A 24,376-nucleotide genomic window follows, 5' to 3' on the forward strand; every position below is an offset into this window, starting at 1 on the left:
GCGCCCTCGTCTGTTCCACCCTCGCCATGTCATCGCGTTGATTGCCGACTGTCATGCTGGCTCCATCGCACAGATTGGCTCGTGTAGGACAGCGTGTCTCTAGACCACCAGACCAACCGGGTTCTCGACCAGATTGCGGAATTGATCGAGCAGTTTCGCGCCGTCCACCCCGTCAATCGCACGGTGATCGAAGCTACCGGTGACGCTCATTACGGTGGCGACCTGCAGGGCGCCATCGACCACATAGGGTCGCTGTTCGCCCGCGCCGACTGCCAGGATCATGCCCTGCGGCGGGTTGATCACGGCGTCGAATTGCTTGGTGCCGAACATGCCTAGGTTGGAGAGCGAGGCAGTGCCGCCCTGGTATTCATGCGGCTGCAGCTTGCCGTCGCGCGCCTTGCCCGCAAGCTCCTTCATCTCGGTCGAGATCTCGGCGAGGCCTTTGCGGCCCGCGTCCTTGATGATCGGCGTAATCAGCCCCGATGGCGCGGCCACCGCAACGGAAATGTCCTGCCGCGAGTACTGATGCATCACATCGCCTTGAAAGCTGACGTTGCACTGCGGTTCGCGCTGCAATGCGCGCGCCAGTGCCTTGATGATGAGATCGTTGACCGACAACTTGACGCCGTCCGCTTCGAGCGAAGCGTTGAGCTCTTTGCGCAGCTTGAGCAGCGCATCGAGCCGGACATCTACCGTGAGGTAGATATGCGGTACGGTCTGCTTTGCCTCGGTCAGGCGGCGCGCGATGACCTTGCGGACATTGTTGAGCTTCTGCTCTTCGTAAGGGGCGCCGCCATCCTCGGGCGAAACCGAAGGTGCGGGTGCAAGCGCTGGCGCGCTTGCGGGCGCTACCGCAGGCGCTGCTCCCGGCTTTGCATCCTCGACATCAGCCTTGACGATGCGGCCATTGGGTCCGCTGCCAGTGATGGTCGAAAGATCGAGGCCCTTCTGCTCGGCAATCCGCTTGGCAAGCGGTGAAGCGACAATCCGTCCGTCGCCCGAGGGCGTTGCGGCAGGTGCAGGTGCCGGAGCAGCGGCAGGTGCCGGAGTTGGCGCCGAGGCAGCAGAATCCCCTCCCCCGCCAGCAGCTTCGACATCGTCCTTGGTAATCTTGCCCTTGGGGCCGGTGCCGGTAATCGAGGCGAGATCGACGCCCTTCGCTTCTGCCAGCTTGCGGGCGGTTGGCGTTGCCGCAGGCCCATCTGCACTCGGTGCTGGGGCGGGCGGCGAAGGTGCAGGAGCGGCTTCTTCGCTAGCGTTCGCGCTGCCGCCAGCTGCTGCGTCGCCCACATCTTCGTCTTCCTCGGCCAGGATCGCGATCACTTCGCCCACTTTAACGTTCTCAGTCCCCTCCGCGATCTCGATTTTGGCGATTGTGCCTTCGTCGACCGCTTCGAACTCCATCGTCGCCTTGTCGGTCTCGATCTCGGCCATGATATCGCCTGCGGAAACCGTATCACCCTCTTTCACAAGCCATTTGGCAAGCGTGCCTTCTTCCATCGTGGGCGAGAGAGCGGGCATTTTGATCGCAATAGGCATGGTCGCTGCTTTGTCCTTCCTGGGGAGCGGAATGCGACATTCTCTGGCCAATTTGGGACAAACGGGCAAGGCCTCCTTGCACCAATAAAGATTTCAGCGGATACAACCACGGCTTGGGAGCTATGCTCGGGAGGGCATCATGCGCGTCTACCTAGTTGTGATGGATGAGACTGAAGAAGCCCGCAAGGCGGTGCGCTTCGCAACGCGCCGCTCGGCAAAGACCGGGGGCTCGTTGCACATTCTGGCAATTGTGCAGCAGCAGAATTTCAACGCCTTCGGAGGCGTGCAGGCTACGATCGAACAGGAAGCACGTGAACGAGCTGAGATGCTTGCCGCGAACGAAGCAGGCAATATCCAGGCCGAAGGCGGCAGGATCCCTCAGATCGCTGTTAGGAGCGGCGATGGTCAGAAGATTATTCGCGACTACCTGTCAGAGCATGATGAAGTTGCGGCATTGGTGCTGGGTGCAGCAGAAGTCGGCAATCCAGGCCCATTGGTGACCCAGTTTGCCTCTGATGCAGGCGATCTGCCCTGCCCCGTCTATATCGTACCGGGCGGCCTGAGCGACGAACGGCTCGACGAACTCGCCTGACGCGGCGCGCGATTAGCGCTTGCGGCCCTGGTGGCGGAGATTCCCCGGTCGCCCGCGTTTGCCGGCTGCATGTTTCGAGCGGCCCTTCTTATTGGGCGGTGGACGATTGCCGCGCTTCTCGATTCGCGAACCATCCGCATCAGGCACTTCGAACTTGAGCGCACCTGTGAGCGCGTTGGATTCGGCGAGCTTGAGTTCCAGCGTGTCACCGGAGGCATAGCGTGTTCCGCTGTTTTCCCCGACCAGCGCCTGCGCCTTCTCGTCATAGCGGAAATATTCGCGGCCTAGCGACGAGACCGGAACCAGTCCGTCACCACCGAGACCCTTGATCGTCGCGAAGAAGCCGAAACTCTGAACGCCGGTGATGCGCGTTTCGAAAGTCTCGCCAACACGTCCCGATAGCCAAGCGGCAACGTAGCGGTCGATCGTGTCGCGCTCGGCCTCCATCGCGCGGCGCTCGGTCTGGCTTATCGCGTCGGTGATCTGCTGGAGACTTTCACGGTCACGTTCTGAAAGCCCGGTCTGCTCGGGAATTCCCTTCTGATCGGGCTTAGGTTGTTCAAGTTTGAAGGTCTCGACCAGCGAGCGATGCAGCAAGAGATCGGCATAGCGGCGGATCGGGCTGGTGAAATGCGAATAGCTGCCCAGCGCGAGGCCGAAGTGCCCAGCATTCTTGGGTCCGTAATAGGCCTGCATTTGGCTACGCAGCACAGCTTCCATCACCTGCGCCTTCTCCGATTCGTCGGTGACGTCCTTGAGCATGCGGTTGAACAGGCCTGGCGTGATCACCTGGCCCAATGCCAGCTTGCGATCCATCGTCGACAGGTAATCGCGCAGCGCGATCAGCTTTTCACGCGCCGGGGGTTCGTGGACGCGGTAGACCACTGGCGAGTTCTTGCTTTCAAGCGCCTTGGCCGCCGCGACATTGGCCACGATCATGAAATCCTCAACCACGCGGTGCGCATCGATCCGTTCGCGAACCGCGATCTCCTCGATCTGGCCCTTCTCGTTGAGCTTCACCTGCCGTTCGGGAAGTTCGAGATGCAGGGGATCGCGCTCCGCGCGCGCCTTGGCGAGCAGCTGCCACGCGTCCCACAGGTGTAGCAGGTGCTTGGGCGCACTACCGGAATCAATCTCCGCCTGCGCACCCTCGTAGGCGATGTTGTGATGGATGCGCACAATCGCCCGGGTAAACTTCGATCCACTGACCTTACCATGCTTATCGATATGCAGATGGCACACCATCGCCGCGCGATCCTCGTCCTGCTTGAGCGAGCACACATCGGCGGACAGCACTTCGGGCAGCATCGGCACAACACGGTCGGGGAAATAGACCGAGTTGCCGCGCTTGCGTGCCTCCTTATCGAGCGCACTGCCGGGGCGGACGTAGAAGCTGACATCGGCAATTGCCACCACAGCGTCGTAACCGCCGTCCTTGTTCGGGGCGGCCCAAATCGCATCGTCATGATCGCGCGCATCGGCAGGATCGATGGCAACAATCGGCAGGTGTCGCAGGTCTTCGCGTCGCTCTTGCGAAAGCGGCAGCTCCGCAACCCGCTCGGCTTCCTCGATTACTTCCTCGGGAAAGACATGCGGAATGCCATGCTTGGCAATGGCTATCAGGCTGAAGCTCTTGGGCGCGAGCGGATCGCCGATCACTTCGACGACCTTGACACCCGCGCGCGGCGAACGCCCGGCAGGTTCCGCCAGGACGAGCTGACCTTCTTCCGCCCCGCCTAGATCGGCAATCGGTGTCGAGTTGCGAATCTTCTTGTCGACCGGGGCAAGCCAGCCCTTGCCTGCACCGTCCAGCTCGACCACGCCCATCAGGCCTTCGGTGCGGGCGGGAAACTTCTTCATCGGATGGGATATCCAACCGCGATCGGTCTCTTCATTGCGTGCGAGAATCCGGTCACCGCGCTTGAGTGCGAGACCCTTTTTGCGTTCGATCACACGGAGGCGCGGCGGCTTGCTACCGTCATCGGGCGACCAGTTCTCGGGAACCGCGATCGGCTCGCCGTCTTCGATCTCGATGACTTTCAGCACGGTGACCTTGGGCACTCCGCCCATGCGGTGGAACGCGCTCTTCTTGCCGTCGATCAGGCCTTCTTCGGCCATGTCCTTGAGCAGCTTCTTGAGCGCAATCTTCTCCTGACCCTTGAGACCGAATGCCTTGGCGATTTCGCGCTTGCCTGCCGGGGTTTCCGAAGTCTGTACGAATTGGAGAACTTGTTCCTTGGACGGCAGCCCTTGGGCGCGCCGTACCTGTTTCTTATTTTTATTCATGACCCCTTATATCGGGTGCGGTCGGACACCAATCAATAGGCCCGTGCGACGTAGATCCGCTCGGCAGCCGGTTCACCGGAGAATATGCAGTTTCCGTCAGCTGGAGCGCCATCGCGCGGAACATTGCGCATAGTCAGCTTGTGGGCCTTGAGCTGCTCCACCACCGCCTCCAGCGCGTCACCCGTGGGTTTAGACCATTGCACTTCGACCCAGCCCGGGAATTGCTCGCCCGATGAATAGAACTCGGACAGCTCATCGAAACTCGTGATATCGCGCCGGATATTGGCTTCGCGGCGGTCGCGCGCTTCGGCGAAAAGCGCTGATTGCACTTCTTCAAGCAATCCACCAATCATTCCAGCCACCTCGCCTACGGGGGGAGTAGAGAATGCAGGCTTGCCGCTCTCCATGTTCCACAAGGTATCGCGGCGCAGCATGCTGACAACGCCGTTGTCCATATCGCGCCCGCCAATTTCCAGAATCACCGGCGCGCCTTTGCGAACCCAGTCCCAGCGCTTGGCAGTGGCCTTGCCATGGCTCTTGTCGAGCAGCACGCGAATGGGCTCTCCTAGCGCCGATTGCGCCGCAATTTCCGCGCGGAGCTTCTCACAATAGTCGAGCAAAGCTGCGTCTTCCGGCTTGTCGCGCAGCATCGGCAGGATCACCACTTGGTGCGGTGCAATTGCGGGGGGCGTTCGAAGCCCGTCATCATCGCCATGCGTCATGATCACGCCGCCGATTAACCGCGTGGAAACGCCCCAGCTCGTTGTGTGGCAGAATTGCTCGCCACCTTCGCGGTCCTGGAACTTGATCCCGGCCGCCTCGGAGAAATTTGTGCCGAGATAATGCGAAGTGCCGGCTTGGAGCGCCTTGCCATCCTGCATCATCGCTTCAATCGACCAAGTCTCAGTCGCACCGGGGAAGCGCTCGTGTTCCGGCTTCTCGCCGGCGACTACCGGCAGCGCGAGATCTTCTTCAACGCAGGCGCGATACATCTCGAGAGCGCGGTGCGTTTCTTCCAGCGCCTGTTCGCGCGTTTCGTGTGCAGTATGGCCTTCCTGCCAGAGGAATTCTGAGGTGCGCAGGAACATGCGCGTGCGCATTTCCCAGCGGACGACATTGGCCCATTGGTTAGTCAGCAAGGGCAGATCGCGCCAGCTCTGGATCCAGCGCGCCATCGCGTCGCCAATAATCGTTTCAGACGTCGGGCGGACAACCAGCGGCTCTTCCAGCTTCGCTTCGGGATCGGGCACCAGCTTGCCATTGCCATCCGCAATCAGGCGATGATGCGTGACGACCGCCATTTCCTTCGCAAACCCGTCGACGTGCTCGGCCTCGCGCTCGAAATTGGCGAGCGGGATGAAAATCGGGAAGTAGCAATTCTGGACACCGGCAGCTTTGATCCGGTCATCCATCAGGCGCTGGATGCGTTCCCAGATACCATAGCCCCACGGCTTGATGACCATACAGCCGCGAACGCCGGATTCCTCGGCCAGGTCAGCTTCGGATACGACTGCTTGATACCATTGGGCAAAGTTGTCGGCACGTTTGACCGACAGGGCATGACGAATGTTAGACACTTGATGTGGTTTTCCTGGATCGCCGGGGAGAGCTTGCGCCCTGCCCGCGGCTACTTTGAAAGGTCGTCGAGCTTCTTCTGCATGGCAGCCATCTGCTCGCGCAATGCTGCAATTTCTTCCTGCGCCGAATTGTCGGCCTTCGAAGATGGCGATCGCGGCAGGAGTGCTTCACCCGCCGCACGCATCATCGCCATGTTGGTTTCATGGATCTTGGCGAGCGGGTTATCCCTGATCCCCTTCTCGAATGCTTCGCGCAGCTTGGATTGATTGTTGCGGAAGTTTTCCATCGACGCTTCGAGATAACTCGGCATCATTGCCTGCATCGAATTCCCGTACATCCCGATCAATTGGCGCAGGAAGCTGACGGGCAGCATCTGCTCGCCCTTTTCTTCCTCTTCCATAATAATCTGGGTGAGGATCGAGTGGGTGATGTCATCGCCTGATTTCGCATCCACAACCTGGAACTCGACATTCTCGCGCGTCATCTTGGCGAGGTCGTCGAGCGTGATGTAGCTGGAGGATCCGGTGTTGTAGAGGCGGCGGTTGGCGTATTTCTTGATGATGATCGGATCGCCATCATCGTGCTTGCGCTTGGCCATGAATCTGTTCCTGAAATTCGAGAATGCAGCGCCTTAGCACTTGCACAATGTGCAGTGCAACATAACGCCAAGGTCAAGCCTTCAGCCGGGTGCCCAAAACCGTCAACAGTTCGTATTGCGAAAGGCCGGAATGCTGCGCAGCATCGGGAAGATGATAGGGCAGTTCCAGCCAGTCGCCTTCGCCCAAATCAGGCTTATCGGTTAGGTCGACAACGATCATATCCATCGACACCTTGCCCAGCATCGGAATGGATGCACCGCCTTTCTCGAAGGCCGATCCGGCCCAGCCCCGCAAGATGCCGTCCGCATAACCTAGCGAGACCACCCCGATGCGCATTTCCCGGTCCGCTGTGAAGGTGGCGTTGTATCCGACGCTATCGCCTGCACCGATCTTGCGGGACTGGATAATGGCGGCTTCAATCCGAGCGACTTGCCGGATATGCGGTTCGAGTTCGGGCCGCTGGATGCCGCCATAAAGCGACAGACCGGGCCGAGTTACATCGAAATGATATTCCGAACCCAGTGCGATTCCGGCGCTATTGGCAAGACTTGTCCGGCGTGCCGGAATTGTCTCGACTACCGCCTGAAATCGCTGCAACTGCTGCGCATTCATCACGCCGTCTTCATCTGCGCAGGCGAGGTGCGACATCAGGATTTCGATCTCGAGCCGCGCAATTATTGGATCACCGATCTCCGACATCGACAGCCCAAGGCGGTTAATGCCTGTATCGACCATCAGGTCGCAGGTCCCTCCTCCACTCTCGATCCAGCGTCTGGCTTGAGCGAGCGAGTTGATAGTCGGCCGAACTCCTGCCTCGCGAGCGAATGCTACGTCCTGTTCTGTTAGTGGCCCGTGGAGCACAGAAATCCGTTCGCCAAGAACGTGCTCAAGGGCATCCGGCACCTCTCTCCAATGCGCGACGAAAAAATCCCGCGCGCCTGCTTCGACTAAAGCCGGAACGCAGGCATCGACGCCTAAACCATAACAGTCGGCCTTAATGGCTGTGCCAGCGTAAGCCTCACCCGATAGCTCGTGGAGCGCACGCCAGTTCGACGCCAGCGCTTCGGCATCGACCCTCAGCCGGAGTGTCGCTGGCGGCAGTTCAGACACAGTAGCTCAAGGTAGGACAGGAGATGGCGGCGGGTCTTCGTGGGAATCCTCAAAGTCTGTCGGCGGGCCGTCGGGCAGGCCCCACCAGGCGACAATCAGGCCGAATGCGACTACCACCCAAGTGTACCACAGCCCCGCATAGATGTCGCCCGTTCTGGCCACGATGAAGCCGGCAATCAGCGGCAGGAACCCGCCGAGATAACCGGCCCCGATATGGTAGGGGATCGACATTGAACTGTAGCGAATCTTGGGCGGGAACATCTCTGACAGCAGCGCCGCGACCGATCCGTATGTCAGCGCCGAAAGCAGGGCCGCGACCATCAGGATGCCCAGTATTCCCAGTAAGCTGATGAAAGGTGGACGCTGGGTCGAGAAATCGAACCCGCGCTCGGTCAGTGCGGCCTGGATCGAATCGCGCCGCAGACTGCCATCGTCGAACCATGCCTGATCGATGGCGACCGCTTCACCGCCAACTGTGAGCGATAGTTCATCCGCTGGTACGCGCTCATAACGCACTCCGCTCGAAGTCAGCGTTTCGAGGATTTTACCGCAATTGCTGTTCTCGCTGTTCATCAGCTCAGCAAATGGATTTGTTGTGCATTCCGGCCCGCTAACAACCACGGGGCTACGTTCGGCTGCCTCTTCAAGACCCGGATTGGCCAGCTTGCCCATCCCCCAGAACAGCGGGAACAGAACGAACAAAGTCAGGATCGCACCAACGATGATCGGCTTCTTGCGACCTACCTTGTCCGACCATTTTCCGACCAGAAGGTAAAAGCCCAGCGAAAGCGTGGCAGCGACCAAGAGGATCATCTCCACATAAGACGCGTCCACTCGCATGTCGCGCTGGAGGAACGACAGGCTAGAGAAGAAGGCCGAATACCAAATCGTCGTGAGGATGCCCGTCACGCCGAACAAGGCGATAAAAATACGCTTCTTGTTACCGGGATAAGTGAAGCTCTCGACAAAGGGATTGCCCGACATCTCGCCAGCTTCCTTCATCGCGCGGAACACGGGGCTCTCATTGAGTTTGAGCCGCATCCACAGCGAAATACCGAGCAGGATCACCGAAAGCAGGAACGGCACACGCCAGCCCCAATCGTTGAACGCCTCTTCCGGGATGAGCGCCCGGCAAGCGAGCACGACCACGATACTGAGGATGAAGCCCCCGACAACGCTCGCCTGGATGAAGCTGGTATAGAAACCGCGCTTCTCAGGCGGCGCATGCTCGGCGACATAAATCGCCGCGCCGCCATATTCGCCGCCCAGCGCGAGGCCTTGCAAGATGCGCAGGAAGATGACCAGCGCCGGGGCCCACAGGCCGATTGAGGCGGCACTCGGCACGAGGCCGACCCCGGCTGTAGCGATGCCCATCAGGGTAACCGTGACGAGGAAGGTGTATTTGCGCCCCAGCTTGTCGCCTAAGTAGCCAAACAGGATCGCACCCAGCGGACGGAAACCGAAGCCGATCGCAAAGCCAGCCCATACAAGGAGTATCTGCAGGGTTTCGTTATCACTTGGGAAGAATGCCGCACCGATCAGCGAAAAGAGCGTTCCGTATATGAAAAAATCATACCATTCGAACACCGTTCCGGCCGAAGAAGCGGCGATGACCAGCCTCACTTCCTTGGCGCTTGGTTCGTGATGGGCCGCGGCTGCGGTATCGCTCATTCTGGAATCCCCCGATCCTGACTTCCGAAATTCGTGAGCGCGGCTCTAGCTCGCAACACGCGCCTTGGAAAGCGCTTCGCTGGCAGCCTTCCACGCCAAGAGAATGGCCGCATGTCTCGCGGGAAAAGCAATTGCGGGCTGGAGAGCGTCGATGCCCGGCCAGTCTGGCTGGTGACCTTTACCACCCAGCCAGTCTTCGATTGCAAGGATATATTCGTCCAGCGCGGCCTGATCATGCCCTTCGGCATTTTGAGCAAATATTGCAGCAGCAGCTTGACCCACGGCGCAAGCTGAGGTGCGCAGACCTAGCTCACTAAGCCGTCCATTCGCATCACTCTTGAGACCGCAAACCACTGAGCTTCCGCAGGTTCGCGAATGCGCCTCTCCGACCTGGGAAAGATCATCGTGAAGCGGATATTTGGCAAGCTGTGTCGCCAGGCCCAGCAAAGTCGGCGAGTAAAGCTTCTCGCGCGGCGTCGCGCTCATTCCCCGGCTTCAGACCGCTTGCGCAGCTCTGCCCGGCGTTCGGCCACCATCTGGACCATTTCGTTCACCGAGGCGTCAATCAGCTGGTATGTGCGGCCCTGTGTAATCCAGTCTGGGCGGCCCTTGTAGCCCCACTGGTCAGTATAGCCGATCACGACCACTGCGAATGCAACAACAACGATGACCGCGCCTTTCAAGGCGCCGAATCCGAAACCAAGCACGCGGTCAATCGGGCCAAGCAAGGATGACCGGGTCGCCTGACCCAACCTTCCTGAGATAAGTTTCATCCCAGCGTAGGGGATGAGCAAGAGCAGGACGAACGCCAGCAATGGAGTTGCGGGCTCTGCGTCGTAAACTCCGCGCAGGGCTTCGGTCAGCGGTGTGTGGAGATAGTGAATCGCGAAGACGGCCAGAATCCACGTCGCAATCGACAGAACCTCCTGCACCAGTCCGCGCAGGAAGCCTCCGACAGCGGCGACCCCCACGATCACCAGAACTATGATATCAAATACCGTCATGACCCTTGGGCCGCAGTTTAGGTCGATCGCATAATCCGGTCAACGAGATTGGGGAGTTGGCGTAAACCATAATACTCGACCTGCTTCGGACCCGAATCCACGTCCGCCGGGCCGAATCCGCGATCAAAGCCGAGTTTTCCCGCCTCCTTGAGGCGTAAACCCGCATGCGCAACGGGGCGGACTTCCCCCGCCAATGACAATTCGCCGAACCAGATGCTGCGTTCGGGAAGCGGCCTGTCTGCCAGGGCGGAGACCAGCGCTGCGGCGACCGCGAGGTCTGCAGCGGGGTCAGTCAGGCGGTATCCTCCTGCAACGTTCAAATAGACCTCGGCCGTGCTGAAATTGAGCCCACACCGCGATTCCAGCACTGCGAGGAGCATGGCCAGTCGTCCATTGTCCCAACCCACGACAGCGCGCCGGGGCGTCGCGCCTGACTGCAAGCGGACGATCAGGGCTTGTACTTCGACAAGGACTGGCCGCGTTCCCTCCAGCGCCGGGAATACCGCGCTTCCAGCCAAGGGCTCATCTCGACCCGTCAGGAACAACATAGAGGGGTTGGCGACCTGCTGCAGCCCGGCAGCTTCCATCGCGAAAACTCCAATCTCGTCTACGGCGCCAAAGCGGTTCTTGAGGCTACGCAGGATACGGTACTGGTGGCTGCGCTCGCCTTCGAAACTCATGACCACATCGACCATATGCTCAAGCACACGCGGTCCTGCGATACTGCCGTCCTTGGTAACATGCCCAACCAGCACCAGCCCAACGCCATTTTCCTTGGCGTAACGGATCAACTCGAATGCGCAGCCACGAACCTGGCTCACAGTGCCTGGCGCGCCTTCGATCGTGTCGGAATGCATGGTCTGGATCGAATCGATGACCAGCAGTGCGGGCCGCTCACCCCGCCCCAGGGTCGTCAGGATATCGCGGACTGAGGTGCTCGAGGCGAGACGAATTGGGGCCGAGGCAAGTCCCAGCCTTTCCGCCCGCAATCGCACCTGTCCGGCGGCTTCTTCGCCGCTTACATAAACGACTGAGTTGCCAGCGTTCGCGATGCTTGCGGCGGCTTGCAGCAGCAAGGTCGATTTGCCGATACCGGGATCGCCGCCCATCAGGATCGCGCTTCCAGGTACCAAGCCGCCGCCAAGCGCACGATCAAATTCCTCAAGGCCGGTCGTCATGCGGACGAGCGCTTCGCCCGGCGCGTTCAGTGAGACGAACTCGACCGGTTTGCCGCCACTTGAGAGATCATGCTTCATCGAAAATACGCTGGCTGGCGCATCTTCGGTCAGCGTGTTCCATTCGGAGCAATCAGGGCATTGACCTTGCCAACGGTGGGATACACCGCCGCAAGCGGCACAGATATAGCGTCTTTTGGTCTTGGCCATCCCCAGTAAATAGCCGGAACATTTGCAGAACGCAATTGCGTTTGCCACCGCCACCAGTCACAATCCCCGGATGCGGCAAAAAGAACTTAGGATTGCGCTGATTTGCTATGGTGGGATCAGCCTCGCGGTTTACATGCACGGTGTCACGAAAGAACTGTGGCAATTGGCACGGGCGAGCCAGGCCTTCCACGCCAGCGGCAAGAACCGCGAGGTCACTGGAATTCGGCAAGTCTATCTCGAGTTATTGGAAGAGATGGAGCGTCGTAGCGAAACCAAGCTGCGAGTCCTGCCGGATATTCTCACCGGCGCCAGCGCCGGAGGGATCAACGCGGTTTTTCTCGCCCAGGCGGTCCATTCGGGACAATCGCTCGAACCGCTGACTGAACTGTGGCTCGAAATGGCTGATGTCGACAAACTGATCGATCCAGCGGCTCGCCCATGGTCGCGCATCGCTAAATGGTGGGCCATGCCATTCGTGTGGTGGGTTCTAACCCGCCCCGGTAATGCAGTTTCAGAGAGTGTCGCTCCCGAAACGCGAGACGAAGTGCGACGCAAGGTTTCCCGGCTCATCCGCGGCCGGTGGTTAGCTCCACCATTTTCGGGACTTGGCTTCTCATCGCTTCTAAGCCAGGCGTTCAGTGCGATGGCGAATGGTCCGATTGGCAAGCCTTTGCTTCCACCCGGTCATCCGCTTGACCTGTTCGTAACCACCACTGATTTTCGCGGTTATGTGGAGTTCCTGCGATTGAACAGCCCACCGGTGGTCGAAGAAAGCGAACACCGCATGCCGGTCAGCTTCCGATCAATGACCCCCGAAGAAGAAAATCGCGGAATTGCCGATAGCCTGGAATTGGTGCTCGCAGCCCGCGCAACGGCGAGTTTTCCCGGCGCCTTCCCGCCGATGAAACTGGAAGAGATCGATCAACTGGCTGAACAAGAGGGGCGCACCTGGAGCCATCGCACCGAGTTCCTTGAGCGAGTAATGCCCGTGCATCTGCGGCAGAATGCGATTGACCACGTGTCACTTATCGATGGCTCCGTCCTCGTGAATGCACCTTTTTCGGGGGCGATTGCCGCTTTGCGAGGGCGCCCTGCCCAACGCGCCGTCGATCGGCGGTTCGTATATATCGATCCAAGGCCCGACCGCTTTGCGATGGCGACTGAAACCAACACCAAGGATGTTGGGTTCTTCTCCGCAATATTTGGTTCGATCTCCACGATCCCGCGAGAACAGCCGATCCGGGACAATCTGGATTTGCTGGAAGATCAATCGCGCGAGGCGGAGCGGCTGGCCGGGATGGTTGCCGCACTTCGTCCCGAGGTTGAAAGAACGGTTGAGAAGTTGTTCGGCAGGACGCTGTTTCTCGACAAGCCCACTCCCAAGCGCTTGATGGCGTGGCGCTCGAAAGCCCAGCAAGCGGCTGCCGAACAATCGGGTTACGCCTTCCATTCATACGCACAAGCGAAGCTGAGCGGCATCATCGATCGCCTTGCCCAGCTCATCTATGATGCTGCACCCGAGCTCGGCCTTCCTGATAAAACCGATATCGTTCAGGAGTTGCGTTTGGCGCTGACTGCCGAAGGGCTGGATACGTTGGTTGATCCCAGCGGCGGCGCAAGCCGTGCGGCAATTGATTTCTTTCGCGCGCACGACATCGGATTTCGCATCAGACGGATGCGCCTCTTGCTCCGCCGGCTCGCGCGCGACTGGGAAGCTTCACTAGGTATCGACGAAAAGGAGCTCGAGACCGCGCGTGAAGCCATATACGAAATTCTCGCACTTTATTTCGAACGGGAAAACACCAAGACGCTCCACAGCGAATTCGTCCGGTTGGCCGAACATGTTTTCGAAGCGCCTATGGCCGTGCTTGATCACCTCGCGGCAAAGCGCTCCTTGCCCGAGCTTGACGAGCAGGCGGAAGCCATACTTATCCGAGCCCTTGAAAAGATGCCTAAAGAGCTACGGTCTCGCATGCTGCTAGCCTATCTCGGCTTTCCCTTTTACGACGTGGCAACGCTGCCGTTGCTGCGCAACGAAGGTCTCACAGAATTCGATCCTGTCAAAGTGGACCGCATTAGCCCCGACGATGCACTGTCAATTCGCGAAGGAGGCACCCAGGCGACCCTCCGAGGTACGGAGTTTTACAATTTCGGTGCCTTTTTCAGCCGCGTTTATCGCGAAAACGACTATCTTTGGGGCCGCCTGCACGGGGCCGAGCGTATGATCGACCTGGTCTGTTCGACGGTCGATGATCCCGTCGAGGAAAGCACCTGCAAGGATTTCAAGCGGCGCGCCTTCCTCGCCATTCTCGAGGAAGAGTCGGAGCGACTCAAGGCCGATCCAACTCTGGTCGATCGACTCATTCGTGAAGTTGAAGAAAAGCTCGGCTAGTCCACGCTGTTCCAGACGAAGCCGATGAAGCGGTCGGCATTGATGAAACCCTCGCCGCGCTCGAAGCTATCTAGAGGCCGTGCAGCAACAGCCTCTTCCAATGTCACTCCGGAATCTTTGAGAGCCCGGACGCGGGTGACCGCTTCTCCAATAGCGTTGCGATAAGCGATCAGTTCGGCGCGATCGGACATCGGCCCATGGCCTGGAATCACCTTCGTATCGGAATCCATCATCGCAATGGCGCTATCGAGCGAGAACAACATGTTCTCAATGTCGCCGCCCGAATTAAGATCGACATAAGGCCAGCCTGGAATCTTGAAATAAAGATCACCCATGTGGACGATATTCTTCTCGCGCCAGCGCACTATGCTGTCACCATCGGTGTGTCCGCCGCCGATGAAAAGGACATCGATTGTGTCGCCATTGAGATGGAGCGTGACCCCGCGCTCGAATGTCACGACTGGCAAAGCAGCCTCCGGGGATGCTGCAATGACCTGCTCGCCGCGCATCTGGTCGCTTCCCATCCGCACCCGCACATTCTCATGCGCGAAGATATGCGCGCCTTGTTTTCCGAAGTGTTCGTTCCCGCCGGTGTGATCGCCGTGCCAGTGGGTGTTGATCACGTAGTGAACCGGATCGGCACCGAGTTCAGTGACCGCTGCCTCGATCTTGGGTGTGAGCGGCGCAAATTGGTCATCAATAAGGATCGTGCCATCTTTCCCATGACTTACCGCCATGTTGCCGCCAGCACCGAAGAGCACCGAAACACCCGCTTCCAGTTCCTGTGCGGTAATCTTGACATCGTCGAAGTTCTGCTGCGCCACGGCAGGCGCTCCGATCAGCATGGCTGCGGCGAATGTAAGAACTTGTTTCCTCAACGGCTGTCTCCCATTTCCAGCGACGCTAGAGAATTGGAGAAGGGCTGTCGAGCGGGTCTCAGACCCCGAAGGTCTCTTTCAGCTTATCGAAGAAGCCGCGGCTCTCGGGGCACTCGTCGCCTGTCTCTGTCTCGCGGAATTGTTCCAGCAGACTGCGCTGCTGTTTGGAGAGCTTGGTAGGCGTTTCAACCTCAATCTCGACCACCATGTCCCCGCGCCCGCGTCCCTGCAACACGGGCATACCGGCGCCGCGCTTGCGCAGTTGCTTGCCCGACTGGATACCAGCCGGAATATCGATCGTATTCACATCTCCGCTTAGATCGGGAATATCGACCGATCCGCCGAGCGCCGCTGTCGTGAAGCTTATCGGAACCCGCGTGAATAGCACGGTGCCTTCGCGCGCAAAGACCGGATGCTCGCGGATATGGACAAAAATGTATAGATCGCCGGCAGGTGCGCCGCGCGGCCCTGCCTCGCCCTTCCCGGACAAGCGAATGCGAGTACCGGTATCGACTCCCGGCGGAATTTCGACCTCGAGCCGGTTCATGCGGTCAACACGCCCTTCACCGCGACATTCGCCGCAAGGCGTCTCGATTACTTCACCGCGGCCATGGCACGTTGGGCATGGCCGTTCGACTACGAAGAAACCTTGCTTGGCGCGAACTTTGCCGTGGCCCGAACACAGATTGCAGGTCCGCGCGCCCGTGCCCGGCTCCGCCCCAGATCCGCTGCATGGCTCGCACTGCTGCGAAACCTCAATCTCGATCTCGGCCTGTTTTCCGTGGAATGCCTCGTCTAGCGTGACTTCCATGTCATAGCGAAGATCCGCGCCGCGACGAGGTCGCTGCCTTTGCGCGCCGCCACCGCCGAACGCGCTGCCGAAAATCGTTTCAAAAATATCGCCAATATCGCCGAAGTCGCCTTGCTGGAATCCTCCCGTGCCCGGTCCACCGTTCTGGAACGCGGCATGACCGAACCGGTCGTAAGCGGCACGTTTTTGCGGATCCTTCAGGCAATCATAGGCAACGCTGATCGCTTTGAACCGCGCTTCGCTGTCTGCGTCTCCCGGGTTGCGGTCCGGATGATACTGCATGGCGAGCTTGCGATAAGACGATTTGATTGTCTTGTCGTCGGCGTCTCGCGACACCTCAAGCAGTTCATAGAAGTCAATTTCAGTGGCAGACACTTAAAGCCCCCTAAATAGCTTACCGCCACCGATGCCTTTCAGCACCGATGGCGGATAGCTCTTCATCAGGCATCAGCCCTTGTTGTCTTCGTCGACCTCGGAGAATTCGGCGTCCACGACTTCTTCTTCAGCGCTGCCATCGGAGGCCTCAGCATCTTCGGTCGGAGCTTCGGAGGCCGCATTGGCCTGCTCCTTTTCGTAGATTTGCTGGCCCATCTTCATGGCAGCTTCGGTCAAGGCCTGTGCCTTGGCGTTGATTGCATCGACGTCGTCATTTTCCAGCGCGGTCTTGGCTTCTGCCAGAGCTGCCTCGACAGCAGACTTGGTGTCGGCATCGACGCTGTCGCCATGCTCTTCAAGCTGCTTTTCAGTCGCATGGACCAGACTATCAGCCTGGTTGCGGGCTTCGGCCGCTTCCTTGCGCTTCTTGTCTTCCTCGGCGAACTTTTCGGCATCCTGCACCATCTGCTCGATGTCAGACTCGTTGAGCCCACCAGAAGCCTGGATGCGGATCTGCTGTTCCTTGCCCGTGCCCTTGTCCTTCGCAGAAACGTTCACGATGCCGTTAGCATCGATATCAAAGGTCACTTCCACCTGCGGAACGCCGCGCGGTGCCGGCGGAATGCCGACAAGGTCGAACTGGCCAAGCAGCTTGTTGTCCGCCGCCATTTCGCGCTCACCCTGGAACACGCGGATCGTCACTGCATTCTGGTTATCTTCAGCAGTAGAGTAGGTCTGTGTTTTCTTCGTCGGGATCGTCGTGTTGCGATCGATCATGCGGGTGAAAACACCGCCGAGCGTTTCGATACCGAGTGACAGCGGGGTAACGTCGAGCAGCAGCACGTCCTTGACGTCGCCCTGCAAAACGCCCGCCTGAATCGCAGCGCCCATAGCTACGACCTCGTCGGGGTTCACGCCCGTGTGCGGCTTCGAACCGAAGAATTCTTCGACCACCGAGCGCACCTTCGGCATGCGGGTCATACCGCCAACCAGGATGACTTCGTCGATTTCGTCCTTCGAAACGCCTGCATCAGCCAGCGCCTTCTTGCACGGCTCCAGCGTGCGCTTGACGAGATCACCCACCAGCTTTTCGAGATCCGAACGGTTCATCGTTTCGACGAGGTGAAGCGGTGTGGAGCTGCCGCCTTCCATACGTGCAGTGATGAAAGGCAGGTTGATTTCCGTGGTTGCCGAGCTCGAGAGTTCGATCTTCGCCTTCTCGGCAGCCTCCTTGAGACGCTGCAGCGCAAGCTTGTCCTTGCGCAGGTCCATGTTTTCTTTCTTCTCGAACTGGTCGGCGAGCCATTCGACGATGGCGGCGTCAAAATCTTCGCCGCCGAGGAAAGTGTCGCCATTGGTTGACTTCACTTCGAATACGCCATCACCGATCTCGAGGATCGAGATGTCGAACGTACCGCCGCCAAGGTCGTAGACTGCAATGGTCTTGCCATCGTTCTTGTCCATGCCATAGGCGAGCGCGGCTGCAGTCGGCTCGTTAATGATACGCAGAACTTCGAGACCGGCAATCTGGCCGGCATCCTTGGTGGCCTGGCGCTGGGCATCGTTGAAGTATGCCGGAACGGTGATTACCGCCTGCGTGACGTCCTCGCCAAGATAGCTCTCAGCGGTTTCCTTCATCTTCTGCAGGATGAAGGCAGAAACCTGGCTGGGAGAATATTCTTCACCGCCAGCTTCGACCCATGCATCGCCGTTCTTGCCCTTGACGATGTCGTAAGGGACAAGTTCCATATCTTTCTTGGTCAGCGGGTCATCGAACCGGCGGCCGATCAGGCGCTTGATCGCGAAAAGGGTGTTGTCGGGGTTGGTAACGGCCTGGCGCTTGGCAGGCTGGCCGATAAGGCGCTCGTTATCCTTGGTGAAAGCAACGATCGACGGCGTGGTGCGCGCGCCTTCAGAATTCTCGACGACCTTCGGCTTGCCGCCATCCATTACGGCAACGCAAGAGTTGGTGGTGCCGAGGTCAATCCCGATTACTTTAGCCATGTTATCCCTATCTCATTCAATGTGTTGGACGCTGCTCAATGGACCTCCCATAAAGGCAAGGCCGTTCGGCAGCTCGGTTGTGCAGGGGATATAGGTGTGGTTTTTGTTGGCACAAGGGATCGGAGCGGCTAGTTTTTTCAATGTGTTCACGGGGGAGAAAACGGATGAAACGCTCAATACTTGCCAGCGCGGCGCTTGGTTTTGCTGCAATCGGCATGGCTGCATGTTCTGACGAAGCGCCGGTCGAGCAGGCTGCGCCCGAAGGAATTCCGGGCCTGCGGATCACCAATGGACGGATGGTCCTGAATGCTGTTGAGGGCAATCCAGCGGCGGTCTATTTCAATCTCGAATATGACGGCGATCGCGGACTGGCGATCCGCTCGGCCAGTGTGGCTGGAGCCGAAAGTGCAATGCTCCACGAATATGCCGACAACCGCGGTGTTCGCGAGATGATGGAAGCCCTCCCGATTACGCTCAAGAACGGCACCAAACTCGCATTCGAGCCGGGTTCGCGCCATGTCATGGCGACGGGCGTGTCACCCGAGCTGAAATCGGGCGACAACACCGAAGTGACACTCACGGTTTCAGGCGGGGATTCGATCACCTTTCCGGTGACGGTCCAGGCTGCCGGGGAGAGTGAAGCCTGAACGGCGAGGCAATTCCGTTAAATACGGCCTCTTGTCCGGTCGGAGGTGAGCGCTCGCTGACCCCGGGCGAGATCGAACTGGCGAGGTCGATGTTTGGGATCGCAATCGACTATTCAAAGGTCAAAATCAGGCGGCGCAAGTGGTTTCCCTTCCAGTCCAGGCGCGTGACGATGGCGCCGCGCGGCCATATTCATTTTCATCCGTTAGGTGCCAATTACTGCGATGACTTCAGCACTGCGTCGCTCTCGCTGCAGGCACATTTCATTCACGAAATGACGCATGTGTGGCAGTCACAGACTCGGGGTAGCTGGCATCTCGTGACGCACCGCATGCCCTGGGCCAGGTACCATTATTCTCTGAAGCCGGGATGGCCCCTTACGCGCTATGGGATCGAGCAGCAGGCGGAGATCGTCAAACACGCCTTCCTGCTGCGCAATGGCATTAAACTGGCCGGGGTTGCAGACAAATCGGCTTACGACGTGCTAGTTTCTTTCCCGGAGGGAAGATGAGCAAGATTCTTGAGTATCGGATCAGGCCGTTCGAGCTAAAAGACGCCGCGGCATTTGCAGGCCTCAACCGGCGCTGGATCGAAACGCTGTTCCTGATGGAACCCAAGGACATTTCCCAGCTGGAACATCCCAAGGCGTCGATCCTCGACAAGGGCGGTTTCATCGCGATTGCCGAAGCCAATGGCTGGGTGATCGGAACCGGTGCAATCCTGCCCGCAGCCCTAGCCCCCGATGATGGCAAGAGATGGTTCGAGATCGTAAAGATGTCGACCGACCTGTCGGCCCAGCGCATGGGAATCGGCAGCCGTATCCTTGACCGCCTTATCGAATTCGCACGCGAAAACGACGGCGATGCGATCTGGCTCGAAACCAATGATCAGCTCGAGGCCGCAACACATCTTTACCGGAAGACAGGCTTTCGCGACCTGACCGGCGAAGATATCTGGAAAACGCCCTACGAGCGCTGCAACATGCAAATGGTCAAAGACATCTAATGAAACCGAAGGAAGGTGCCTATCCCGGTAAGGGAAAGGCACCTATTCAACGATAAATAACTTAGCATCTTAGAAGCGGAAATACGCTCCGGCGCTCAATACCCAAGGATCCAGATCGTGTTTGGTTCTGATAATCTCGGTATCGTCAACGAAGAAGCGAGCATCGGTTCCGATGAAGTAGCGCTTCGCATCGATTGACAAACCGAAGCCTTCACTCAGTGCGATGTCCGCTCCAGCTTGAAGTGCAAAGCCAAACTCATTCGTCAGATCTACATCAGTCACGCCCAACGCTGCGACATCTGCCCCGGCGTCGTCACCGAAGACGATAAAATATGCAGGTCCTGCGCCGATATACGGTTTGAAGCCGCTTCCAACGTCGAAGTGGTATTTCAGCGTTACCGTGCCTGGGATTATCTTGGCGTCGGAAACAAGCTCCGCTCCATCAAGACCGCCAAGCCCGTCGACATCATGCTGGGTCACTCCAGCAATTGTCTCGATCGAGAAATTGTTGCTGATGAAATACTCTACGGCGACGGTTGGAGTGATATTGTTGTTCGCTTCGCTTTGTGTGCCAGCGGGTAGCCCAAATTCGTCGATCTCGACTTCGGTGATCTCGCCGTCCGGCAACACTGCGGTCGCGAACACTTTCGCCTGGATTGAACCAGCGCGATCGCCCTGTGCCATTGCGGGTGCAGAAACTCCTGCCGCCACGAGTGCGAACAATGGCAAACAAACCCTATTCATTGAAAACTACTCCTGAAGGGAGCGCTCGATTGCGCTCATCAATCCCCGTCCGAGTAGTGAACGTGATATGTTATAACTTGTTCCAGAACTATTTGCCAAGCGTATCTAGGGTCAGTTGGGTGTCTGTGCCACGCTAGTCCGGCTTCTTCGCGACCCCGACCATTGCTGGACGCAGCAGGCGATCCTTGATCATGTAACCGGCCTGCATTTCCTGCACGATCGTACCCGGCTCTGCTTCATCCGTCGGTACTTCCATCATCGCCTGATGCTGGTTCGGATCGAGCGGCATGCCGACAGCGGCAACCCGGGTAATCCCGTGCTGGCCGAAGACCTTCTCCAACTCGCGCTGGGTCGCTTCGATACCTTCGATAAAGCGCTTTGCCTGATCGTCTTCGCGTAAGGCATCGGGAACATGGCTCAGCGCACGCGCCAAGTTGTCAGACACGGACAGGATATCGCGAGAGAACCCGGTTGCGGCATAGGCACGCGCATCCTGAATGTCCTTCTCCATCCGGCGACGCACGTTCTGCGTTTCCGCTTTGGCGTAGAGCACCTCCTGCTTGGCAGCTTCGAGGTCGTTGCGCAGCGATTCGAGCGCTTCGCCCAGATCACCCTCTTCCTCGTCACCTTCCCCAGGTTCGCCATTATCGAGGAATTCCTCGGGTACGCCTTCAAGTTCTTTCTCAACCGCTTCGTCACGCGGTTCGTCAATAATCGTCATGTATGAGTTTCCAGCTAACCGATAAGCTTGCCCAGCGAGCGGGCTGTCAGATCAACCATGGGGACGACGCGCGCGTAATTCAACCGCGTGGGACCAATTACGCCAAGCACCCCGACTACCCTGCCCTCGCGGTCGCGATAGGGCGATGCGATGACCGATGAGCCCGATAAGGCGAACAGCCGGTTCTCGCTGCCGATGAAGATGCGCGTCGCATCCGCTTCGCGCGCGCTTTCGAGCAATTCGGCGACTGATTGCTTGTTCTCTAGGTCATCGAGCAATGAGCGGACGCGTTCAATATCGCCAATTGTCGAATCGTCGAGCAGGTTGGCCTGTCCGCGGACGATCAGTACGGGTCGCTGCGCAGCATCTTCGCTCCACACGGCAAGACCGCGCTCTACCAGCGCACTGCTTGCTTCGTCCAATTGGGTCTTGCCCGCCGCAATCTCGGCGCGCATCGCCTTCGCGGCCTCGGTCAGCGTGCGCCCGGCAAGGCGTGCGGTAATGTAGTTCGATGCCTGTTCCAGAGCAGAGCTGGGTACCGCCCCGGCCAAGTCGAGCACGCGGTTCTCAACCGAACCGTCTTCGCCAACCAGCACGGCGAGCGCCCTGCCCTGCCCAAGGTTCAGCAGGCTGAACTGGCCAAGCCGCTGTTCGCGCGTCGGCACCATGACCATCCCAGCGGCGCCGGAAAGGTCGGAAAGTATCGCACTGGTCTGCTCGAGCGCTTGCTCGATCGGCCCCGGCTTGGCGAGTCGTGATTCGATTGCTGCTCGCTCTTCGCGAGTCGGCTCGGACATTTGCATCATGCCGTCGACAAATAGCCGCAATCCGCTGTCGGTCGGCATCCGCCCTGCACTTGTATGCGGCGCTGCCAGCAAGCCGGCCGATTCGAGATCGGCCAGCACCGAGCGGATCGATGCGGGGGACAGATCCATGCTGCCGTCTGCAGCGATCGTCTTCGATCCGACCGGCTGTCCGCTGTCGAGATAGCCTTCGACCACGCGCGCGAAGATGCGGCGGGCACGGTCGGTCAATTCGGCAACGGGCGGTGTGGGCATGGGGTTAATCTAATCACTGGCCTTGCAGGCTCAAGCGACAAACGCCTAACGCCTCTGGAGTTCGAGCTTATACAATTCGATTCTGAAAAGGACACTCCATGCGACCTTCTGGCCGCGCGCCCGATGAAATGCGCGCTATCACCATCGAAACCGGATACACCAAGCATGCGGAGGGTTCGTGCCTGATCAGCTTCGGAGATACCCGCGTGCTTTGCACCGCTAGCGTAGAAGAGCGCATCCCGCCGTGGCTCCGCGGCAAGGGCCAAGGCTGGGTCACCGGCGAATACTCGATGCTTCCACGCGCAACGCATACTCGCGGATCGCGCGAAGCTGCTCGCGGCAAGCAATCGGGCCGCACCCAAGAAATCCAGCGTTTGATTGGCCGCAGCTTGCGCGCTGTGGTCGACATGGAAAAGCTTGGCGAGCGCCAGATCACACTCGATTGCGATGTTATCCAGGCAGATGGCGGCACGCGGACGGCTTCGATCTCCGGTGCGTGGGTCGCGTTGCGACTTGCCGTCAACACGCTGATGGATGCCGGCGAAATCAAGGATGATCCGATCTCTGCCAAGGTCGCTGCAATTTCGTGCGGCATATTCGAAGGCACGCCGGTTCTTGACCTCGATTACCCAGAAGACTCCAACGCCGAGGCCGATGCAAACTTCGTGCTGATCGAAGGCGGCAAGATTGCCGAAGCACAGGCCACCGCAGAGGGTGCGCCCTATGACGAGGAAGCGCTATTGCGGCTCCTGAGGCTCGCCCAAATGGGCTGCGCGGAGATCTTCAAGGCACAGGACAACGCGACCAAATGACGCGCAAGCTGGGATCGGGTTCGCTGGTGATTGCCACGCATAATGCGGGCAAGCTCAAGGAGATATCCGCGCTGCTCGATCCCTACGGCGCAAAATGCATCTCAGCCGGTTCGCTCGGTCTTCCCGAACCGCCCGAAACCGGAAAAACATTTGTCGAGAATGCCCTGATCAAGGCGCGCGCTGCTGCCGAGGCTTCGGGAATGGTAGCATTGGCTGATGATAGCGGGCTTTCGGTCCATGCCCTGGATGGCAGACCCGGTGTCTACACTGCCGACTGGGCCGAGCGGCAGTGGTTCGAAGGTTCGCCCGGCCGCGACTGGTTCATGGCCATGGGGAAGGTCGAGGGGCTGCTACAGCAACTCGGGCCGGACACGGATCGCAGTGCCGCCTTCCATTGCGTGCTGGCATTGGCGTGGCCCGACGGCGAACATGCCATCTACGAGGGGAAATGTCCGGGTTCGCTTATATGGCCACCGCGCGGCACCTTGGGCTTCGGCTATGATCCGGTGTTCGTTCCGTCAGGCCGAGAGCAGACTTTCGCCGAGATCGATCCCGATGAGAAACATGCAATTAGCCACCGCGCCGACGCTTTCGCGAAGCTGGTCGCCGATCAATTCGGCTGACGCCAGCTAGCCTTCCTGCCCGTAGGTATTACCGGCAGGCCAATAGCGACACACGAGTATATCATTATTGCGGCCCTTGCTGATGGCGCAGCCCAACTCCTTCGTTCCGCCCCAGATGACCTGCGTATAATGACCAACATCGCGCCAGTTTCCGGTGCGTGATACGTCAGGGAACACGCCAGGGCGGTAGTCCGGTCGCTCCGAAATGAACGAGCCGACCATGTCGCCAGCGCTGTAATAGCCGGCGCTGCCCATCCACAGGTTCTCGCCCGCGCCGCCGCGCTCGTCATTGCTCGCATGGTCGAGGCGCTCGATCCGGGCGAGATGGTCTGCCCAGCGCTTGGCATCCTTGGCGAGCTTGTTGCTCCAGGACAGCGGCTGCCTGCCGAGGCTCTTTCGCTCGACATTATGATAGAGCAATAGCTGCGCGGCAAAGCTGTTTGGTGTCGTTTGCGCGCTGGAAGGCATTGTAAACGCTGCCAGACCTGCTGCTCCCGCAGCCAGAATTCCCAAAACCGATTTCTTCACAACCCCGCCTCACCTT

General features: G+C 59.1%; 23 protein-coding genes. 7 read left to right on the plus strand and 16 right to left on the minus strand.

Translation table 11 applies throughout. From position 1 onward, the window contains the following. Window positions 1–99 precede the first annotated feature (99 nt). Window positions 100–1,539: a 2-oxo acid dehydrogenase subunit E2 gene (locus tag ACEWMW_RS11310; protein WP_409414037.1), complete on the minus strand. Its 1,440-nt coding sequence runs from the start codon at window positions 1,537–1,539 to the stop codon at window positions 100–102. 139 nt (window positions 1,540–1,678) lie between these two features. Here ACEWMW_RS11310 and ACEWMW_RS11315 point away from each other — a divergent pair, with 139 nt between their 5' ends. Next, window positions 1,679–2,131, plus strand: a complete 453-nt coding sequence (locus ACEWMW_RS11315; RefSeq protein WP_409414038.1) for a universal stress protein — start codon at window positions 1,679–1,681, stop codon at window positions 2,129–2,131. Window positions 2,132–2,143: 12 nt separating this feature from the next. Here ACEWMW_RS11315 and rnr read toward each other — a convergent pair whose 3' ends face one another. From rnr to radA, 8 genes are all read right to left on the minus strand, one after another. After that, window positions 2,144–4,417: a ribonuclease R gene (gene rnr, locus ACEWMW_RS11320; RefSeq protein WP_409414039.1), complete on the minus strand. Its 2,274-nt coding sequence runs from the start codon at window positions 4,415–4,417 to the stop codon at window positions 2,144–2,146. A 32-nt stretch (window positions 4,418–4,449) separates the two neighbouring features. Further along, complete coding sequence (locus tag ACEWMW_RS11325; protein WP_409414040.1) at window positions 4,450–5,994, minus strand: aminoacyl--tRNA ligase-related protein; 1,545 nt, start codon at window positions 5,992–5,994, stop codon at window positions 4,450–4,452. A gap of 50 nt (window positions 5,995–6,044) precedes the next feature. Further along, the gene (gene phaR / locus ACEWMW_RS11330; RefSeq protein ID WP_409414041.1) at window positions 6,045–6,593 is read right to left on the minus strand and encodes a polyhydroxyalkanoate synthesis repressor PhaR; all 549 of its coding nucleotides are present in this window, start codon (window positions 6,591–6,593) and stop codon (window positions 6,045–6,047) included. Between the two features lie 73 nt (window positions 6,594–6,666). Then, window positions 6,667–7,704, minus strand: a complete 1,038-nt coding sequence (alr, locus tag ACEWMW_RS11335) for an alanine racemase (RefSeq protein WP_409414042.1) — start codon at window positions 7,702–7,704, stop codon at window positions 6,667–6,669. A gap of 6 nt (window positions 7,705–7,710) precedes the next feature. After that, entirely contained in the window at window positions 7,711–9,375 is a 1,665-nt protein-coding gene (locus tag ACEWMW_RS11340; protein ID WP_409414043.1) for an MFS transporter, read from the minus strand. 45 nt (window positions 9,376–9,420) lie between these two features. Further along, the gene (locus tag ACEWMW_RS11345) at window positions 9,421–9,861 is read right to left on the minus strand and encodes an iron-sulfur cluster assembly scaffold protein (RefSeq protein WP_409414044.1); all 441 of its coding nucleotides are present in this window, start codon (window positions 9,859–9,861) and stop codon (window positions 9,421–9,423) included. Further along, a complete protein-coding gene (locus ACEWMW_RS11350; protein WP_409414045.1) occupies window positions 9,858–10,379 on the minus strand; it encodes a CvpA family protein in 522 nt (173 codons plus the stop codon). The genes ACEWMW_RS11345 and ACEWMW_RS11350 overlap by 4 nt, the downstream gene beginning before the upstream one ends. A gap of 17 nt (window positions 10,380–10,396) precedes the next feature. Beyond that, window positions 10,397–11,764, minus strand: coding sequence for a DNA repair protein RadA (gene radA, locus ACEWMW_RS11355; protein ID WP_409414047.1), 1,368 nt, complete (start codon window positions 11,762–11,764; stop codon window positions 10,397–10,399). A 70-nt stretch (window positions 11,765–11,834) separates the two neighbouring features. Between radA and ACEWMW_RS11360 the strand changes: the two genes are divergently transcribed. Next, entirely contained in the window at window positions 11,835–14,156 is a 2,322-nt protein-coding gene (locus tag ACEWMW_RS11360) for a patatin-like protein (protein ID WP_409414048.1), read from the plus strand. Here ACEWMW_RS11360 and ACEWMW_RS11365 read toward each other — a convergent pair. The 3 genes from ACEWMW_RS11365 to dnaK all read right to left on the minus strand — a co-directional run bounded on the left by ACEWMW_RS11365 (window position 14,153) and on the right by dnaK (window position 18,224). Then, window positions 14,153–15,034, minus strand: coding sequence for an MBL fold metallo-hydrolase (locus ACEWMW_RS11365; RefSeq protein ID WP_409414049.1), 882 nt, complete (start codon window positions 15,032–15,034; stop codon window positions 14,153–14,155). The genes ACEWMW_RS11360 and ACEWMW_RS11365 overlap by 4 nt on opposite strands. 58 nt (window positions 15,035–15,092) lie before the next feature. Continuing rightward, window positions 15,093–16,220 (minus strand): molecular chaperone DnaJ, encoded by a 1,128-nt coding sequence (gene dnaJ / locus ACEWMW_RS11370; protein ID WP_409414050.1) that lies wholly within the window; start codon window positions 16,218–16,220, stop codon window positions 15,093–15,095. 72 nt (window positions 16,221–16,292) lie between these two features. Further along, window positions 16,293–18,224 (minus strand): molecular chaperone DnaK, encoded by a 1,932-nt coding sequence (gene dnaK, locus ACEWMW_RS11375; protein WP_409414051.1) that lies wholly within the window; start codon window positions 18,222–18,224, stop codon window positions 16,293–16,295. 164 nt (window positions 18,225–18,388) lie between these two features. Between dnaK and ACEWMW_RS11380 the strand changes: the two genes are divergently transcribed. The 3 genes from ACEWMW_RS11380 (at window position 18,389) to ACEWMW_RS11390 (ending at window position 19,874) form a co-directional block, all read left to right on the plus strand. Continuing rightward, window positions 18,389–18,871 (plus strand): copper chaperone PCu(A)C, encoded by a 483-nt coding sequence (locus tag ACEWMW_RS11380; RefSeq protein ID WP_409414052.1) that lies wholly within the window; start codon window positions 18,389–18,391, stop codon window positions 18,869–18,871. An 89-nt stretch (window positions 18,872–18,960) separates the two neighbouring features. Further along, complete coding sequence (locus ACEWMW_RS11385; RefSeq protein ID WP_409414053.1) at window positions 18,961–19,380, plus strand: vgr related protein; 420 nt, start codon at window positions 18,961–18,963, stop codon at window positions 19,378–19,380. Continuing rightward, complete coding sequence (locus ACEWMW_RS11390) at window positions 19,377–19,874, plus strand: GNAT family N-acetyltransferase (RefSeq protein WP_409414054.1); 498 nt, start codon at window positions 19,377–19,379, stop codon at window positions 19,872–19,874. The genes ACEWMW_RS11385 and ACEWMW_RS11390 overlap by 4 nt, the downstream gene beginning before the upstream one ends. A gap of 69 nt (window positions 19,875–19,943) precedes the next feature. Here the strand turns inward: ACEWMW_RS11390 and ACEWMW_RS11395 are convergent, their stop codons facing one another. The 3 genes from ACEWMW_RS11395 to hrcA form a co-directional block, all read right to left on the minus strand. Then, the gene (locus tag ACEWMW_RS11395) at window positions 19,944–20,618 is read right to left on the minus strand and encodes an OmpW/AlkL family protein (protein WP_409414055.1); all 675 of its coding nucleotides are present in this window, start codon (window positions 20,616–20,618) and stop codon (window positions 19,944–19,946) included. Between the two features lie 133 nt (window positions 20,619–20,751). Beyond that, the gene (grpE, locus tag ACEWMW_RS11400) at window positions 20,752–21,339 is read right to left on the minus strand and encodes a nucleotide exchange factor GrpE (protein ID WP_409414056.1); all 588 of its coding nucleotides are present in this window, start codon (window positions 21,337–21,339) and stop codon (window positions 20,752–20,754) included. Between the two features lie 14 nt (window positions 21,340–21,353). Further along, window positions 21,354–22,397 carry a heat-inducible transcriptional repressor HrcA gene (hrcA, locus tag ACEWMW_RS11405; protein WP_409414057.1) on the minus strand — a complete coding sequence of 348 codons (1,044 nt, stop codon included), beginning with the start codon at window positions 22,395–22,397 and terminating at the stop codon, window positions 21,354–21,356. Between the two features lie 98 nt (window positions 22,398–22,495). Here hrcA and rph point away from each other — a divergent pair, with 98 nt between their 5' ends. Beyond that, window positions 22,496–23,209, plus strand: a complete 714-nt coding sequence (gene rph / locus ACEWMW_RS11410; RefSeq protein ID WP_409414059.1) for a ribonuclease PH — start codon at window positions 22,496–22,498, stop codon at window positions 23,207–23,209. Further along, window positions 23,206–23,832 (plus strand): RdgB/HAM1 family non-canonical purine NTP pyrophosphatase, encoded by a 627-nt coding sequence (gene rdgB / locus ACEWMW_RS11415; protein ID WP_409414060.1) that lies wholly within the window; start codon window positions 23,206–23,208, stop codon window positions 23,830–23,832. The genes rph and rdgB overlap by 4 nt, the downstream gene beginning before the upstream one ends. A gap of 6 nt (window positions 23,833–23,838) precedes the next feature. Here rdgB and ACEWMW_RS11420 read toward each other — a convergent pair whose 3' ends face one another. Continuing rightward, window positions 23,839–24,360, minus strand: a complete 522-nt coding sequence (locus ACEWMW_RS11420) for a CAP family protein (RefSeq protein WP_409414061.1) — start codon at window positions 24,358–24,360, stop codon at window positions 23,839–23,841. Window positions 24,361–24,376 lie beyond the last annotated feature (16 nt).

Origin of the sequence: Litorerythrobacter xanthomarinus (genome assembly GCF_046254955.1) — a bacterium.
Taxonomy (GTDB): Bacteria; Pseudomonadota; Alphaproteobacteria; order Sphingomonadales; family Sphingomonadaceae; genus Qipengyuania_C.